This window comes from Nonomuraea sp. LPB2021202275-12-8, assembly GCF_037044575.1.
In the GTDB taxonomy this organism is placed as follows: domain Bacteria; phylum Actinomycetota; class Actinomycetes; order Streptosporangiales; family Streptosporangiaceae; genus Nonomuraea.
Genome location: NZ_JBAHWD010000003.1, coordinates 443,073 through 459,082 on the forward strand (window position 1 = coordinate 443,073; position 16,010 = coordinate 459,082).

Annotated in this window: 15 protein-coding genes; 4 read left to right on the forward strand and 11 right to left on the reverse strand. The window is 70.6% G+C overall.

Annotated features, from left to right (window positions below; translation table 11 throughout):
• Nucleotides 1–52 precede the first annotated feature (52 nt).
• Entirely contained in the window at nucleotides 53–1,690 is a 1,638-nt protein-coding gene (locus tag V5E28_RS08315) for an alpha/beta hydrolase (RefSeq protein ID WP_336205822.1), read from the forward strand.
• On the opposite strand, the gene V5E28_RS08320 is transcribed toward V5E28_RS08315, so the two are convergent.
• Nucleotides 1,677–3,716, reverse strand: a complete 2,040-nt coding sequence (locus V5E28_RS08320; RefSeq protein ID WP_336205823.1) for an APC family permease — start codon at nucleotides 3,714–3,716, stop codon at nucleotides 1,677–1,679. The genes V5E28_RS08315 and V5E28_RS08320 overlap by 14 nt on opposite strands.
• 103 nt (nucleotides 3,717–3,819) lie before the next feature.
• Here V5E28_RS08320 and V5E28_RS08325 point away from each other — a divergent pair, with 103 nt between their 5' ends.
• Both V5E28_RS08325 and V5E28_RS08330 read left to right on the forward strand, forming a co-directional pair.
• Nucleotides 3,820–4,485: a potassium channel family protein gene (locus V5E28_RS08325; RefSeq protein ID WP_336205824.1), complete on the forward strand. Its 666-nt coding sequence runs from the start codon at nucleotides 3,820–3,822 to the stop codon at nucleotides 4,483–4,485.
• Entirely contained in the window at nucleotides 4,485–5,144 is a 660-nt protein-coding gene (locus V5E28_RS08330) for a potassium channel family protein (protein ID WP_336205825.1), read from the forward strand. Before V5E28_RS08325 ends, V5E28_RS08330 begins: the two co-directional genes overlap by 1 nt.
• 52 nt (nucleotides 5,145–5,196) lie before the next feature.
• Here the strand turns inward: V5E28_RS08330 and V5E28_RS08335 are convergent, their stop codons facing one another.
• The 7 genes from V5E28_RS08335 to valS form a co-directional block, all read right to left on the reverse strand.
• Nucleotides 5,197–5,868 (reverse strand): DUF3159 domain-containing protein, encoded by a 672-nt coding sequence (locus tag V5E28_RS08335; RefSeq protein WP_336205826.1) that lies wholly within the window; start codon nucleotides 5,866–5,868, stop codon nucleotides 5,197–5,199.
• Between the two features lie 4 nt (nucleotides 5,869–5,872).
• The gene (locus V5E28_RS08340) at nucleotides 5,873–6,259 is read right to left on the reverse strand and encodes an OB-fold nucleic acid binding domain-containing protein (RefSeq protein WP_336205827.1); all 387 of its coding nucleotides are present in this window, start codon (nucleotides 6,257–6,259) and stop codon (nucleotides 5,873–5,875) included.
• 29 nt (nucleotides 6,260–6,288) lie between these two features.
• On the reverse strand, nucleotides 6,289–6,930 hold the full coding sequence (locus V5E28_RS08345; RefSeq protein ID WP_336205828.1) for a DUF3710 domain-containing protein: 642 nt from the start codon (nucleotides 6,928–6,930) through the stop codon (nucleotides 6,289–6,291).
• A gap of 11 nt (nucleotides 6,931–6,941) precedes the next feature.
• Nucleotides 6,942–7,382, reverse strand: a complete 441-nt coding sequence (gene dut, locus V5E28_RS08350; protein ID WP_336205829.1) for a dUTP diphosphatase — start codon at nucleotides 7,380–7,382, stop codon at nucleotides 6,942–6,944.
• Nucleotides 7,379–7,933, reverse strand: coding sequence for a PaaI family thioesterase (locus V5E28_RS08355; protein WP_336205830.1), 555 nt, complete (start codon nucleotides 7,931–7,933; stop codon nucleotides 7,379–7,381). Before V5E28_RS08355 ends, dut begins: the two co-directional genes overlap by 4 nt.
• Nucleotides 7,934–7,944: 11 nt before the next feature.
• On the reverse strand, nucleotides 7,945–9,126 hold the full coding sequence (locus V5E28_RS08360) for an AI-2E family transporter (RefSeq protein WP_336205831.1): 1,182 nt from the start codon (nucleotides 9,124–9,126) through the stop codon (nucleotides 7,945–7,947).
• Nucleotides 9,127–9,220: 94 nt separating this feature from the next.
• A complete protein-coding gene (valS, locus tag V5E28_RS08365; RefSeq protein WP_336205832.1) occupies nucleotides 9,221–11,728 on the reverse strand; it encodes a valine--tRNA ligase in 2,508 nt (835 codons plus the stop codon).
• 79 nt (nucleotides 11,729–11,807) lie between these two features.
• On the opposite strand from valS, the gene V5E28_RS08370 reads away from it, so the two are divergent.
• On the forward strand, nucleotides 11,808–12,092 hold the full coding sequence (locus V5E28_RS08370; protein WP_336205833.1) for a DUF4235 domain-containing protein: 285 nt from the start codon (nucleotides 11,808–11,810) through the stop codon (nucleotides 12,090–12,092).
• On the opposite strand, the gene V5E28_RS08375 is transcribed toward V5E28_RS08370, so the two are convergent.
• The 3 genes from V5E28_RS08375 to V5E28_RS08385 are packed head-to-tail and all read right to left on the reverse strand — an operon-like array spanning nucleotide 12,025 to nucleotide 16,002.
• Nucleotides 12,025–13,458, reverse strand: a complete 1,434-nt coding sequence (locus tag V5E28_RS08375) for an alpha,alpha-trehalose-phosphate synthase (UDP-forming) (RefSeq protein ID WP_336205834.1) — start codon at nucleotides 13,456–13,458, stop codon at nucleotides 12,025–12,027. The genes V5E28_RS08370 and V5E28_RS08375 overlap by 68 nt on opposite strands.
• Before the next feature lie 46 nt (nucleotides 13,459–13,504).
• Complete coding sequence (locus V5E28_RS08380; RefSeq protein ID WP_336205835.1) at nucleotides 13,505–15,028, reverse strand: FAD-dependent monooxygenase; 1,524 nt, start codon at nucleotides 15,026–15,028, stop codon at nucleotides 13,505–13,507.
• The gene (locus V5E28_RS08385; protein WP_336205836.1) at nucleotides 15,025–16,002 is read right to left on the reverse strand and encodes an MBL fold metallo-hydrolase; all 978 of its coding nucleotides are present in this window, start codon (nucleotides 16,000–16,002) and stop codon (nucleotides 15,025–15,027) included. The genes V5E28_RS08380 and V5E28_RS08385 overlap by 4 nt, the downstream gene beginning before the upstream one ends.
• Nucleotides 16,003–16,010 lie beyond the last annotated feature (8 nt).

The following is a 16,010-nucleotide window of genomic DNA, read 5'->3' on the forward strand; positions in this document are numbered from 1 at the left end:
ATGCCCTGACCTGACCGCTACCTTCCGGCGCGATCCACTACTGTAAGTGATCGTGGACAGCGATCGGGTGGTATGGAGGCGGCTCGGTTTCGGCGGGACGCTGCTGGCCACGCTGTTCTTCTGCGCCTCGCTGACGCCCTCCCTGCTGCCACGCACGTGGCTCTATCAGGGTGTGATGGGCGGGATCACGGCGATACTCGGCTACGCGGTGGGCGCCGGGGCCGGCGCGGCCTGCCGGGCCGTCACCCGCCGCCGGCCGCCGGAGCGGTGGCGGCGGCGGGCCTGGCAGATCATGCTCGCCGGCTGCGCGACGCTGGCCGCGGCGGCGCTGTGGTACAGCTACGACTGGCAGCGCGACCTGCGCCCGCTCATGGGCATGGACACCGCCATCACCTGGTTCCCGCCGGTCATCCTCGCCGTGGCCATCGCCTTCTTCACCGTCTTCCTGCTGGTCGCCAGGCTGATACGGCTGGGCGGCCGCAAGCTCATCGGCTGGCTGGATCTGTTCGTCCCGGTCTACCTGGGTCACGCCATCGGGGTGGTGGTCGTCGCCTCCCTCATCGCGGTGATCGCCGGCGACGTGCTGTTCTCCGGGTTCGTCAACACCGTGAGCGACGTGTCGTCGGTGGCCAACTCCAGCACCCATCCCGGCGTACGGCGCCCGACGTCGGCCACCCTGTCCGGCGGGCCGGGGTCACTGGTGAGCTGGGAGTCGCTCGGCAGGGAGGGGCGCACCTTCACCGGCACGGCCACCACGCCCGCCCGGCTGGCCGCCTTCTCCGGAGGCGGCGCCGTCCAGCCGATCAGGGTCTACGTCGGCCTGGAGGCCGCCTCGTCGCCGCGCGACCAGGCCGCGCTGGCGGTGCGCGAGCTGGAGCGCACCGGCGCGTTCGACCGGCCGGTGCTGGCCGTGCTGGGCACCACCGGCACCGGCTGGGTCGACCACGGCATCTCCGACACCCTGGAGTTCATGTACAACGGCGACTCGGCCATGGTCGCGGTGCAGTATTCCTACCTGCCGAGCTGGGTGTCGTTCCTGGTCGACAGGGACAAGGCCGCGGCGGCGGGCGCGGCGCTGTTCGAGGCGGTGCGCGCCAGATGGGAGTCGCTGCCCGCCGGCGACCGGCCCAAGCTGGTGGTCTCCGGCGAGAGCCTCGGTTCGTTCGAGCTGGAGAGCGCCTTCCGCGACCTGGACGATCTGGCGGCCAGGACCGACGGCGCGCTGTTCGTCGGCCCGCCGAACGCCAACCACATCTGGCACGCCCTCACGGCCGGCCGCGAGCAGGGCAGCCCGCTGTGGCGGCCCGTCTACGGGTCGGGCCGGACCGTGCGCTTCGCGCAGCGGCCCGCCGACCTGTCGCTGCCCCCCGCCCCGTGGCCGCATCCGCGCGTGGTCTACCTGCAGAACGCCTCCGACCCGGTCGTCTGGTGGTCGCCCGCGCTCGTCTACGACAGGCCCGGCTGGCTCGAACCCCCGCGCGGGCCCGGCGTCAACCCGCAGATGAACTGGTTCCCGCTCGTGACGTTCTGGCAGGTCCTGGTCGACATGATCGCGGGCCGGTCCGTCCCGCCCGGCCACGGCCACCGCTACGGCGGCAACATCGTGGACGGCTGGGCCGCCGTCGCCGCGCCGCCCGGCTGGACCGCTGCCGACACCTCAAGGCTGCGCCTGCTGATCAACGCTTCCTGACGTCCCCGTCCCCGTCGCCGTTGCGCGGGCGGCGCACCCCGCCGGGGGCGAGCGGCTCGACGCGGCCCCGCAGCCGGTCGGAGGAGTGGAGCTGCCACGGCACGCTGGTCACCATCACGCCCGGCTTGAACAGCAGGCGCGCCTTGAGCCGGAACGCGCTCTGGTTGTGCAGCAGGTGCTCCCACCAGTGCCCGACCACGTATTCGGGGATGAAGACGGTCACCACGTCCCGCGGCGAGCGGCGGCGCAGGGATTTGACGTAGTCGAGGATCGGCTGGGTGATCTCCCTGTAGGGCGAGTCCAGCATCTTCAGCGGCACCTGGATGCCCCGGCGCTCCCACTCCTCCTGCAGCTCGCGCGCCTCCTTGCCCTCCACGCCCACGGTGATCGCCTCAAGCGTGGACGGCCGGGTGGCCCGGGCGTAGGCCAGGGCCCGCATGGTGGGCTTGTGCAGCTTGGAGACCAGGACGATCGCGTGGTTGCGGGCGGGCAGCATCGACTCGTCGTACTCTTCGTCGATCTCCAGCTCGGCCGCGACATTGTCGTAGTGCCGCCTGATGGCCTTCATCATCAGGAACAGGATCGGCATCGCGATGCACACGATCCACGCGCCGACGAGGAACTTGGTGACCAGCACCACGAGGAGCACCAGCCCGGTCATGACCGCGCCGAAGAAGTTGATGGTGCGCGAGCGCTGCATCTGGTGGCGGAGCTTCAGGTCGGTCTCGGTCTTCAGGTGGCGGGTCCAGTGGATGACCATGCCGGTCTGGCTGAGCGTGAAGGAGACGAAGACGCCGACGATGTAGAGGTTCAGCAGGCGGCTGACATCCGCCTGAAAGCCCCACAGCAGCAGGCAGGCCGCGGCGGCCAGGATGATGATGCCGTTGGAGAAGGCCAGCCGGTCGCCGCGGGTGTGGAGCTGGCGGGGCAGGAAGCGGTCGTGGGCCAGGATGGAGGCGAGCACCGGGAAGCCGTTGAAGGCGGTGTTGGCGGCCAGGAACAGGATGAGCGCGGTGACGCCGGAGATGACCACGAACGGCACCGACCCGCTGCCGAAGACCGCGTCGGCCACCTGCGAGATGATCGGCTGCTGATGGTAGCCGGGGCCGACGGGGGTGCCGTCCGGCCTGAGCAGGTCGGTGGCCGCCACGGAGGGCTCCGCCACCTTCACCCCGGAGGCCAGCCCGAGCGCGATGATGCCGCCGAACATGGAGATCGCGATCAGGCCCATCATGAGCAGCGTGGTGGCGGCGTTGCGGCTCTTAGGCTTGCGGAAGGCGGGCACGCCGTTGCTGATGGCCTCGACGCCGGTCAGCGCGGCACAACCGGTGGAGAAGGCCCGCAGGATCAGGAAGGCGGCTGCGAAGGCGGCCAGGTTGGTCTGCTCGGGCACGATGTGGAAGTCGGCGCTGGGCGCCTGCAGCTGCTCGCCGAGGGCCAGCGTCCGGAAGCCGCCGATGGCGATCATCCCGAGCACCGCGAACATGAACGCGTAGGTCGGGATGGCGAAGGCGGCGCCCGACTCGCGCAGGCCGCGCAGGTTGACCACGGTGAGCAGGGTCACGATGCAGATGGCGACCGTGGGCTTGTGCTGGGCGACGAACGGGATGGTGGCGCCCACGTAGTCGACGCCGTTGGCGACCGACACCGCGACGGTCAGCACGTAGTCGACCATGAGGGCGCTGGCCACGGTGAGGCCGGCGTTCTGCCCGAGGTTGGTGGTGGCCACCTCGTAGTCGCCGCCACCGCTGGGGTAGGCGTGCACGTTCTGCCGGTAGGAGGCGACGACGGTGAGCATCACGATGATGACGGCGATCGCGATCCACGGGCTGTAGGCGTAGAAGGAGACGCCGGCCAGCGACAGGATGACGAGGATCTCCTGGGGCGCGTAGGCCACGGAGGAGAGCGCGTCGCTTGCGAAGACGGGCAGGGCGATGCGCTTGGGCAGCAGCTGCTCGTGCAGCTGAGCGCTGCGCAGCGCCCTGCCCACAAGCACGCGTTTCAGGAGATCGGTTGCCTTCGCCACGTAACGAGATGCTAGCCCCATGAGGTCAGCCAACAGACGGGGCGCTCCCGGCGAGGGCCATACTGGTGTCGAGCAATCGGCCGACCGCGAAGTGCGGGGGAGTATGCATATTGTGATCATGGGATGCGGGCGGGTCGGCTCGACCCTGGCCCACATCCTCGAGGACAACGGCCATTCGGTCGCGATCATCGATCGCGACCCCCAGGCGTTCCGCAGGCTGCGGGCCGGCTTCCGCGGCCGCCGGGTGACCGGCGTCGGATTCGACCGCGGCGTGCTCACCGACGCGGGCATCGAGTCCGCGGCCGCCTACGTGGCGGTCTCCAGCGGCGACAACTCCAACATCATCTCGGCCCGGGTGGCCCGCGAGACGTTCGGCGTGGACAACGTCGTGGCCCGCATCTACGACCCCCGGCGCGCCGAGGTCTACCAGCGGCTGGGCATCCCCACGGTGGCGACCGTGCGGTGGACCGCCGACCAGATCCTGCGCCGCATCCTGCCGGAGGGGGCCGAGCCGCTCTGGCGCGACCCGACCGGCACCGTGATCCTGGCCGAGGCCACCGTCAACCCCGCCTGGATCGGCACCCGGGTCGTGGACCTCGAAGCCCGCACGCGGGTTCGCGTCGCGTTCATCAACCGCATGGGCGAGGCGCTGGTCATCACGGGCAGCACCATGGTGCAGGAGGACGACGTGCTGCACGTGATCGCCGCCGAGAGCGACATGGACCGGATCAACAAGGTGCTGGCCGCGGCACCGGAAGAGGACGAGTGATGCGCGTCGCCATCGCCGGAGCCGGGGCGGTCGGCCGCTCCATCGCGGCCGAGCTCCTGGAGAACGGCCACGAGGTCCTGCTCATCGACGTCGATCCCAGGGCCATCAAGATAGACAGCGTGCCGAGGGCCGAGTGGCTGCTCGCCGACGCGTGCGAGATCGCCTCGCTGGACGAGGCGGGCCTCAACAACTGCCACGTGGTGGTCGCCTCCACGGGCGACGACAAGGTCAACCTCGTGGTGTCGCTGCTGGCCAAGACCGAGTACGGCGTGCCGCGCGTGGTCGCCCGCATCAACCATCCCAACAACGAGTGGCTGTTCAACGAGTCGTGGGGCGTGGACGTGGCCGTCTCGACCCCGCGCCTGCTGAGCGCGCTGGTCGAGGAGGCGGTGAGCGTCGGCGACCTGGTGCGGCTGATGACGTTCAGGCAGGGCCAGGCCAACCTGGTCGAGCTGACGCTCGCCGACGACGCGCCCGTGGTCGGCCAGCGCGCCGGCTCGGTGCCCTGGCCCACGGACTCGGCCCTGGTGGCGATCCTGCGCGAGGGCCGCGTGATGGTGCCGACCGCCGACGACCCGCTGGAGGCGGGCGACGAGCTGCTGTTCGTCGCCAACCAGGAGGTGGAGCAGGAGCTGGCGCACCTGCTCTCGCAGCACTGACCCGCCCAGGCGGGGGTCGAGCGATCTCGACGGAGATCGCTCGACCGCGCTGTCAGGCCGGCGCGACGGGTGGCTTGATCGGGGTGCGGCCCCGGCCGAGGAGCCAGAGCATGGCGGCCAGGGCGGCCACCTGGAGAGGCCAGCCCATGACGATCTTGGCCACGCCCAGCGCGGCCACCGCCTGGTCACCGCCGCCGAAGAGGTAGACCGGCCCCTGCACCGCGACCCGGACCGCGCAGGGCAGCATGAGCAGCCAGGTCAGGCGGGTGCAGAGCTTCACGATGCCCGGGTCCCTGTGCCAGGCCGTCGGGTCACCCGTGACCGAGCCGATCAGGAAGCCCACCACCGGCCAGCGGGCGACGATCGAAACCAGCATCGCCACCATGTAACCGGCGTTCCACAGGATGCCGGGCAGGAAGTAGTCCTTCGCGTCGCCGGTGCGGCTGGCGAAGAACGCCCCGATCGCGATGCCGATCAGGCTGTTGATGACGAACTGCGGCGTGGACCGCTGCACCAGCCGGAGCACCAGCAGCACCACCGACAGCGCGATGCTGATGATGAGCGACAGCCGCAGCTCTTCGGTGGTGATCCAGGTCAGCGTGAACGCGATCGTCGGCACCGCCGCCTCGACGATGCCGCGCGCGCCGCCGAACGCCTTGGCGAGCTGGGCTCGCACCGCCGCCTCGACGGTGTCGTGGGCGACCTCTCCGGCCTCAGCACTCACCTGATCAACTCCCTGGGCGCAGCTCGTACCGTGGATTGAACATCACCTTGCGCCCGTCCTGCATGCTGACGAGCCCCTCCGCCTTGACCGGGCGGCCGGGCTCGATCCCCGCGATCTTGCGGCGGCCGAGCCAGACCAGGTCGATCACATCCGACCCGTCGTAGAGCTCGGCCTCGAGCGCGGGGGCGCCACCACGCGGGCGCAGTGTCACCGTACGGAGCGTACCGGCCACGCAGAAGCGGCGACGGCCGCCACACGAGACGATCGGGGTGGCGCCGGCCTCGTCGGCGCCCTCTCGCAGCTCCTGCGCCTCGATCTCGGACTGGCTGGAGGCCAGCCTGCTGAAAAAGCCGCGCAATCCGCCACGTTTCGGAGGCTCTGCCGTACTCATGATGAATCAGCCTATGCGATTGGGGGGCGTCAGCGAGTCTCGCTGATCTCAGGTCCTCTTCTGAACGGGTTGACCGGCTTGTCCTCTTCCTCGACAGGCTGCTCGTTGGGCCGGCGCAGCGGGATGGACTCCTCGCGGGCCATCGGCTCGTCGCCGCGCACGACCACGATGTCCTTGACGAAGTCGAGGAACGCCTCGGCGACCCCGTCGTCCACCGCGGCCCTGCCGTTGACGACCGCGAGCAGGAACCAGCGCGGCCCGTCGATGCCGATGTAGCGGGCCGGCCTCGTGGCACCCTCGACCGTCACCTGGCCGGCCAGCTCGGTGCCGAAAACGCCGTCCCGCTCCTCCAGCGTCTGCGCCCCCGCCTTGATCTTGGTCTTGATGTCGTCCCAGAGCCCCGCCGTCTTGGGTGCGGCGAGCGCCTGGAGCTGCAGGGAGCTCTCCTCCCACAGCACGACGACACCGACGTGCTGGTCTCCCACGGAGGCCAACCGCACGTCGAAGTCCGGGTTGTGGGGCAGGCGCAGGCCGCCCAGGTCGATCCTCTCGTGGTCCGGGTGCGGCTCGTCGGCGTCCCACGGCCCCCACTCGCGGTTGGGGACGGCGAGGGCCTGCTCGGCCATCTGCTCCGCCTGCTCACGACGGCGACGTCGGAACACTTCGCTCACTCTCCCTGATATCAACGTCCTGTCGAACCGTGCCCACCGGCGCCGCGCGGGGAGGCCGGCAGGCTCTCCACCTCGCGGAAGGCGGCCCTCTCCACTCTCTGGAAGACGAGCTGGGCCAGCCTGTCGCCGCGACGCAGGCGGAACGGCTCCTTGGCATCGGTATTGATCATTGTGACCTTGATCTCGCCGCGGTAGCCGGCGTCGACCGTGCCCGGCGCGTTCACCAGCGTGACGCCGTGCCGCGCGGCCAGGCCGGACCGGGGATGCACGAGGGCCGCGTAGCCGTCGGGCAGCGCGATCGCCACTCCCGTCCGGATGACCGCACGCTCGCCGGGCAGCAGCTCGGCGTCCTCGGCCGCGTAGAGATCGGCGCCGGCGTCGCCCGGGTGGGCGTAGGAGGGCACCGGCAGCTCGGGATCGAGCCGCTGGATGAGGACCTCCAGGTCGCTCACGGGTTCACCTCGTAGTCCTGGTGCTCGGCGGCGATGGCGTCGAGGTCGCCGTGCTTGGCGAAGTGCTCCATGTTCACCTCGATGAACAGGGCTGCCGCCCGGACGGCGACCGGGCCGTCGGGGGCGCCGACGCGCCCCTCAGCCTCAAGGTACGCCTTCCGCCCGGCTATCCCGTTGCACCAGGCCCGAAGGTGGAGTGTCGTGCCGACGGGAACGGGGAGCAGGTAGTCGGTCTCCAGCCGTCCCGTGACATAAGGCTTGTGGAACAGCCAGACGGACATTCCGATGACCTCGTCCATGGCGGCGGCGAGCACGCCGCCGTGCGCCAGCCGGGGCGCGCCCTGGTGCGCCTCGCCCACGGTGAACTCCGCCTCGACGGTGTTGCCGTCAGGCGTGACCGCCGAGATGTGCAGACCGGTGGGGTGATCCGCGCCGCAGCCGAAGCAGCGGCTGTAGTGGGAGCCGAGCGCGGTGCCCGGCGGCGGGGCGTGGAGGTGCGCCTTCGGCCGCTCGGCGTCAGGCGGCGGGGTGGTCACGGAGGAACGGGTCACGGGTGATGAGGTTACTCCGTGTCAGCGCCCGCTCGGCCCGCAGCACCGGATTCGCGGTCGCCGGCGCCCGAGGGCTCCTCGCCGCCCGGTGGCCCGGCGGACACCCCCTCGTGCGGTGGTGGCGGTGGTGGTGGCAGGGCCGGTGGATCGGATCTCAGCTCGGGCAGCGCGCGGTAGATCACCGCGGCCACCGGCACGGCCACCACGGCCCCGGCGATGCCGGCCAGGATGCCTCCGACGGCCAGCACGAGGATGATGGCGAGCGGGTGGAACCGCAGCGCCCTGCCCACGATCAGCGGCTGCAGCACGTGGTTCTCCAACTGCTGCTCGACGATCAGGATGCCGATGAAGATCAGGGCGTAGACGATCCCCTTGGCGCCCAGCGTGACCAGGGTGGCGACCGTGCCGGCGAAGAAGATGCCGACGATCGGGATGAAGCTGGCGAAGAAGATCAGCACGGCGAGCGGCGCCCACAGGGGCACCCCCATGCCCGCCAGCACGATGCCCATGACGACGCCGTGCACGGCGGCGACGATGACGCTGCCCTGCACATAGTGGGACAGCGTGGCCCATGCCGCCCTGCCCGCCCGGTCCACCCGCGGCGACATCCGGCCGAAGCCCTTGAGGAACCAGGCCCAGATCCGGTCGCCGTCCTTGAGCAGGAAGAACGTCACGAACAGCATCAGCACGATGGACGCGAGCACCTCGAAGGCGACGGCTCCGGCGGTCAGGACCGTGCCGGTGATGGCCGTGCGCTGGGCGTCGATCAGCGTGACGACCTCGTTGACGTAGTCGGTGATCTGCGTCTGCTGCAGGTGCAGCGGGCCGGTGGTCAGCCACTCCTGCACGTCGGCGACGGTGGCCTGGACCTGCTTGACCAGGTTGGGGAACTCCTCCGTGGCGCGCGCGCCGACCAGCCAGCCGGTGCCGGAGAGCACGGCCAGGGCGGCGATCATGGTGATCCAGGTGGCCCAGATGGAGCGCATGCCCGCCCGGCGCAGGCTCCTGGTCAGCGGGAAGAGTAGCGCGGTCAGCAGCAGGGCGATCGCCAGGGGCAGCGCCACGAAGCTCAGCCTGGCGATGACCTGCACGAAGAAGTAGACGACCACGCCGACGAGGATCAGGCACAGGCACCATGCGGCCATCCTGGCCAGCACGGGAGGCACGAGTTTGGTTGGGCGGTCGCTCAGCACGGTTCCAGACTGGCACGTCCCCGCCCGGGATGCGCGCGGTTAAATGATCAGGCCGGGCGCGGCAGTTCCGCCGTGCCCGGCCCTGTCATGCCTCTCAGGCGAGCGACACCTCGACCGTCGTGGTGTCGCCGTGCTCCAGCACGAACTCCTCGACGTTGCCCGCTCCGCACAGGTCGTCCTGCGCCAGTCGGATGAGGTCCGCCTGCGGGGACGACACCGTGAGGCAGGAGATCTCGGCCCGCATCGACAGCTTGGCCTCGGACTTGGCCTTGCGGATCCGGCGCAGCACCTCGGCCGCCGCCTCGAGCACCGCCGGGTCGCCCGTCCCGTGCTCGGCGGAGGGCCAGCGGGCCTGGTGCACCGAGCCCGCGCGCCACCAGGACCACACCTCCTCGGTGACGAACGGCAGGAACGGCGCGAACAGCCGCAGCAGCACGTCGAGCGCCTGCCGCAGCGCCGCGTGCGCCGAGGCCGCCGCCGGGCCCGGCTCGTACGCCCTGGCCTTGACCAGCTCCAGATAGTCGTCGCAGAACGACCAGAAGAACCGCTCGATCGCCTCCAGGGCACGCGTGTGCTCGTAGGCGTCGAACGCCTCGCCGGCCTCGCGCACCACGACGGCCAGGGCCGCCAGCATCGACAGGTCGACCGGCTCGGTGACCTCGCCGCCCTCCTCGCCCATGCTCAGCACGAACTTGGACGCGTTGAGGATCTTGATCGCGAGCCGCCGCCCGATCTTGAGCTGACCGGCGTCGAAGGCGGTGTCGACGCCGTAGCGGCCACCGGCCGCCCAGTAGCGGACCGCGTCGGAGCCGTGCTGCTCCAGCAGGTCCATCGGGGTGACCACGTTGCCCTTGGACTTGGACATCTTCTTGCGGTCGGGGTCGAGGATCCACCCGGAGATGGCGACGTCGCTCCACGGCAGGCCGCCGGACTCCAGATGCGACCTGACCACGGTCGCGAACAGCCAGGTGCGGATGATCTCGTGGGACTGCGGCCGCAGGTCCGCCGGGAAGACCCGCCGGAACAGGTCGTCATCGGTCTCCCAGCGGCCCGCGATCTGCGGTGTCAGCGACGAGGTGGCCCAGGTGTCCATCACGTCCGGGTCCGCCATGAACCCGCCGGGCACGCCCCGACGGTCCTCGGTGTAGCCGGGCGGCGTGTCCGAGGAAGGGTCGATCGGCAGCAGTTCCTCCGGCGGCACGATCGGCTCGTCGTAGACCGGGCTGCCGGTCTCGTCCAGCGGATACCACACCGGGAACGGCACGCCGAAGAAGCGCTGCCTGGAGATCAGCCAGTCGCCCGCCAGCCCCTGCACCCAGTTGTCGTAGCGGACCCGCATGTGCGGCGGGTGCCACTCCAGCTCGCGGCCGCGCTCCAGCAGCCGCTCGCGCAGCGCCTCGTCGCGCCCGCCGTTGCGGATGTACCACTGCCGGGTGGTGACGATCTCCAGCGGCTTGTCGCCCCGCTCGTAGAACTTGACCGTGCGCTGGACCGGCCGCGGCTCGCCGTCCAGGTCGCCGGACTCGCGCAGCATCTCCACGATCCGCTCGCGGGCGCTGTGCACGGTCTTGCCGGCCAGCTCCTTGTACGGCTCCGGCTCGACGCCCTCCGGGGGCTCGGGCAGCAGCCGGCCGTCCCAGCCGATGACCGGGCGGGTGGCCAGGTCGAGCTCGCGCCACCAGGTCACGTCGGTGATGTCGCCGAAGGTGCAGATCATCGCGATGCCCGAGCCCTTGTCCGGCTCGGCCAGGCGGTGGGCCAGCACCGGCACCTCGACGCCGAACAGCGGCGTCAGCACCGAGGTGCCGAAAAGCTGCTGGTAGCGCTCGTCGTCCGGGTGGGCCACCAGCGCCACGCAGGCCGGGATGAGCTCGGGCCGGGTCGTCTCGATCCAGACCGGCCCCTTCTCGCCGTAGAAGGAGATCCGGTGGAAGGCGCCCGGCCACTCCCGGTCCTCCAGCTCGGCCTGGGCGACGGCGGTGCGGAACGAGACGTCCCACAGCGTCGGCGCCTCGGCGAGGTAGGCCTCGCCCCGCCGCAGGTTGCGCAGGAACGCCCGCTGCGACACCCGGCGCGAGTCGTCGCTGATCGTGGTGTAGAGCAGCGACCAGTCGACCGACAGGCCGACGCGCCGCCACACCTCCTCGAACGCCTGCTCGTCGATCTCCGTCAGCTTGTGGCACAGCTCCACGAAGTTGCGCCGCGAGACGGAGATCTCGCGTTTGCCGGGCTTGTCTGGTGGCACGAAGCCGGGGTCGTAGGGCAACGACGGGTCACAGCGGACGCCGTAGACGTTCTGCACGCGGCGCTCGGTGGGCAGGCCGTTGTCGTCCCAGCCGATCGGGTAGAACACCGACTTGCCGAGCATCCGCTGATAGCGGGCCATGATGTCGGTGTGTGTGAAGGAGAAGACGTGGCCGACGTGCAGGGAGCCGGAGACGGTGGGCGGCGGCGTGTCGATCGAGTAGATCTGCTCGCGCGTCCTGGACCGGTCGAACCGGTAGGTGCCCTGCTCTTCCCAACGGGCTACCCATACCTGCTCCAAGCCGTCGAGAGAGGGTTTCTCGGGCATGAGCGGATGGCGTAGTCGCTGTTGAGTCATGCCTCCTTATGGTACGGCTTGCCGGGCCCGGCAAGCAGTAGAGACTAGTGTTCGTTACATACGGGAAGGAGATGTTCTCATGGCGGATGACAAGCCTGACGTCGCCTGGCGAGTGATCGGCGGCCTGGTGGGGCTCGCGACCGCGTGGGGTGCGCGCAAGCTCCTCGGGTTCATCTGGGTGAAGGCGACCGGCAAGGAGCCGCCTGTCGATCCGGACTCACCCGAGGTCAACATGGGCGAGGCGATCGGTTACGCCGTGGTGATGGGCGTGGGCATGTCGGTGGCGCAGATCGTGGTCAACCGGACCGCCAAGAAGCGCTATGACTCGTGGCGGGCTCTGAAGCCGGTGTCTCCAAAGCAGTGAGAAACTCGCTGGCCCAGCGGTCCACGTCGTAGGTTGCGACCCGGCGGCGCATCGTGCGCATGCGCCGGGCCAGCTCGTGCGGCGTGGCCCGCATCGCCGTCATCATCTGGCGCTTGACGTCTTCCACGTCGTAGGGGTTGACCAGATACGACTGCCGCAGCTCGTCGGCCGCCCCGGCGAACTCGCTGAGCACCAGCGCCCCGTGCAGGTCGTGGTGGCAGGCGACGTACTCCTTGGCGACCAGGTTCATCCCGTCGCGCAGCGGCGTGACCACCATGACGTCCGCCGCCAGATAGAGCGCCGCGAGCTCCTGTTTGCCGTAGGACTGGTGGAAGTACTGGATCGGCTGGTTGCCCAGCACCGCGTTCTCGCCGTTGATCCGGCCGACCTGCAGCTCGATGTCGTCGCGCAGGCGCCTGTACTCCTCCACCCGCTCCCGGCTCGGGGTGGCGATCTGCACGAAGACCGCCTCACCCGGGGCGATCCGCCCGTCCTTGAGCAGCTCTCCGAACGCCTCCAGGCGCTGCCCGATGCCCTTGGTGTAGTCGAGCCGGTCCACCCCGAGCAGCACATGCTCCGGGTCGCCGAGCTCCATCCTGATCTCCTTGGCGCGGGAGATGACCTGCGGCTCGCGCACCATGGAGTCCAGCTCGCCGAAGTCCACCGAGATCGGGAACGCCTGCGTGGTCACGACCCGGTCCTCGAGGAAGATCTCGTTGCCCTTGTACGGCACGCCGAGCAGCCTGCGGCACAGCCGCCGGAAGTTCGCGGCGCCACCCGGGAGCTGGAACCCCACCAGGTCGGCGCCGAGCAGCCCCTCGACCAGCTCCCTGCGCCACGGCAGCCGCCAGAACAGCTCCACCGGCGGGAACGGGATGTGCAGGAAGAACCCGATGCGCAGGTCCGGCCTGAGCTTGCGGAGCATCGCGGGCACGAGCTGGAGCTGGTAGTCCTGCACCCAGACGACCGCGCCCTCCTCCGCCACCGCGGCGGCGGCCTCGGCGAAGCGCTCGTTGACGGCCCGGTACGCCTCCCACATGGGCCGCTCGAACACCGGCGGCGCGACCACGTCGTGGTAGAGCGGCCAGAGCGTGGCGTTGGAGAACCCCTCGTAGTAGAGCTCCACCTCGGTGGCCGACAGCGGCACCGAGATCAGGCTCATGCCGTCCTGCTCGAACGGCTCCAGCTCCTCGTCGGCCGCGCCGGGCCAGCCGAGCCAGGCTCCGTGGCGGCGCTGCATGACCGGCGCTATCGCGGTGACGAGGCCGCCGGGGCTCCTGCGCCATGAGGCCGTTCCGTCCGGCTCGACGGTCCGGTCCACCGGCAACCGGTTCGCGACGATCAGAAACGAGCTACGGCCAGCCACCCAAGTCCTCCTAGGCAATCACTGCGTCGAGACTCCGACGAGACGGTCACGAAAGACGCGAAGCGCGTCTCACAGCGGCCACCACCTGCTCCGCCCCCGCATGGGGAATGATCGCGGCGATATGGGCATCGGGCCTGATGAGCCATGCCTCATCGGGTCCTGCGCCGAGCCTCTCAGCGAGCGTGCCGGTCCCGTCTATCCCCGCGAGCTCGCGGACGGCGAGCGGCGCCGTAATGACCTTGCCCAGGACCTGGGCAAACAAACCCGAATCGCACATATCACCCAGGAGAAGGAGGAAACCGTCACGGCAGTGCTCGCGCAGCCGCCCACCCGGGAACGGCACGTCCGGGACGATCACTCCCGGCGCCGGTGCGCACGCCTCGCCCTTCGGCGGCCGGCCCTTGAACGGCCGCCCCGGCTCCGGCGTGGTGAGCGGCGAGTCCACGTACCAGAACGGCTCGGCGAAGCGGCCGGAGTCGACCTCGGCGACCTGGCCGGACTCCAGGACGGCGCGCCTGCGGGTCCGCTCGCCCTCGGTCCGCGGCGCGAGAAAGCGCATGGTGGCGGCCGTGACCTCGAGGTTCTCCAGCGCAGCCGCGTGGCGCTCGGTGTGGTAGGTCTCCAGGAGTTCCTCCGGCGCCCACCCGTTGAGCACGAACGCGAGCTTCCAGGCGGCGTTCTCGGCGTCCGGCACCCCCGAGTTGAGCCCGCGCGCGCCGAACGGGGCCACCAGGTGCGCGCAGTCCCCCGCCAGCAGCACCCGGTCCACCCGCATGCGCAAGGCGACCCGCGAGTGGAAGCGGTAGGTCGTCTGCCAGAGCAGGTCGTAGTCGCGGTCCCCGATGATCTGCCGGATCCTGCGCGCCACGTCCTGCCGGGTCGGGATGAAGTGCGGCGGGATCTGCCAGTCGATCCGGAACGTGCCCCCCGGGCAGGGATGGATGAGCACCTGCCTGCCGGGGTTCCACTCCGGGTCGAAGTGGAAGCGCCGCTCGTGCTCCCAGCCGGGCAGATCCGCCCGGATGTCGCAGATCAGAAACTGGTCGTCGAACGTCTCCCCCTCGAAACCCACCCCGAGCGCCTGCCGCAGCCCCTGGGCGCGCGCACCGGCGCAGACGATGGCGTACGGGGCCCGCAGCACCCGGTCACGGCAGCGCACGGTGACGCCGCGGTCGTCCTGCTCCAGGCCGGTCACCTGGTGGTCCCAGCGAACCTCGATCAGCGGCTGCGCGGCGATGGCGGCGTCGAGGATCTCCTCCGTGCGTGTCTGGGAGATGTTCACGCACGGCGGCAGCGGTCCCTGGGCGTCGAACGTCCAGGAGAACAGCTCCTTGTCCCGGTAGTAGGTGCGGGCCGTGGTCCAGGCCAGCCCCTCCTCGGCGATCCGGCCCGCGCCGGCGGCCGCCCAGATGTCGAGCACGTCGCGCTGCTGGCAGATCGACTTCGATCCGGCGGAATCGCGCTCCGGACGCTGGTCCAGCACCAGCACCGGCACGCCCCAGCGGGCCAGCAGCAGCGCCGCGCTCTGCCCGACCGGCCCCGCGCCGACGACGATGACCTGCCCGCTCATGACTGCAGCCGCTCCCAGACCTCGCGGTCGCGCTCCGCCGTCCAGATCCGCGGCCGCTCCACCCCGTCCAGCTCGTCCCACAGACGCGAGACGTTGAACGGCAGGCAGTGCTCGAAGATCGGCCAGGCGCCGTAGCGGGGCGCGAGCGCCCGGTGCGTGCTCCCGAACGCCTCCTTGAGGGTGCCGCCCCTGCCGTGCACCGCACCGACCTCGGCGAGCATCACCCGCAGGAAGTCACGGGTCTGCGCGACGGCCGCGTCCACCTCCCGCTTGCCGCGTGCCACCACTCCCCTGCCGCCGACCAGGACCTCCGCCCCGAAGGCGGCGACCCGGTCGAGCGTGGCCGAGGCCCACTCGCGGTGGAAGGCGTCACCGGTGTAGAGGGCGGCCTGCGACTCCACCAGGTCACCGGCGAACATCACCCGCTGCCTCGGCAGCCACGCCACCAGATCGCCCTCGGTGTGACCGCGCCCGCAGTGCGCCAGCACCACCTCGCCCCGGTCGCCGCCCAGCTGGATGGTGAACGTGTCGCTGAACGTCGCCGTCGGCCAGGTCAGCCCCGGGATGGACGCGGGCTCCTTGAACAGCCGGGGCATCCGGCCGTACTCGCTCGCCCAGTCCTGCTCCCCGCGCTCGGCGATCAGCTCGCGGGTCTTGTCGTGCGCCACGATGACCTCGGCGCCGAACGCCGAGGCGCCCAGCACCCTGACCGCGTGGTAGTGCGACAGGACCAGGTAGCGCACCGGCTTGTCCGTGCGCTGCCGCAGCAGGGCCAGCCATTCGCGGGCCGCCACGGGGGTCGCCATGGCCTCGAAGCAGACCAGGAAGTCCTCCCCCTCGACGGCCCCCACGTTCGGGTCGCCCTCGGCCGTGAGCGCGTACACGCCCTCGGCGAGCTCCTCGAAGGAACGCTGCTTCTCACCGAGGTCCGCCGACGAGGCGAACGGTCTGGGTGACTTGGCGTGGTCGCTCACTCGGCCCT

Bases quoted from the DNA above. Each gene is read 5' to 3' on its own strand.
- valS (WP_336205832.1), bottom strand. From the start codon at position 11,728: ATGACTCAACAGCGACTACGCCATCCGCTCATGCCCGAGAAACCCTCT.
- V5E28_RS08370 (WP_336205833.1), top strand. From the start codon at position 11,808: ATGGCGGATGACAAGCCTGACGTCGCCTGGCGAGTGATCGGCGGCCTG.
- V5E28_RS08380 (WP_336205835.1), bottom strand. From the start codon at position 15,028: ATGAGCGGGCAGGTCATCGTCGTCGGCGCGGGGCCGGTCGGGCAGAGC.
- V5E28_RS08325 (WP_336205824.1), top strand. From the start codon at position 3,820: ATGCATATTGTGATCATGGGATGCGGGCGGGTCGGCTCGACCCTGGCC.
- V5E28_RS08330 (WP_336205825.1), top strand. From the start codon at position 4,485: ATGCGCGTCGCCATCGCCGGAGCCGGGGCGGTCGGCCGCTCCATCGCG.
- V5E28_RS08340 (WP_336205827.1), bottom strand. From the start codon at position 6,259: ATGAGTACGGCAGAGCCTCCGAAACGTGGCGGATTGCGCGGCTTTTTC.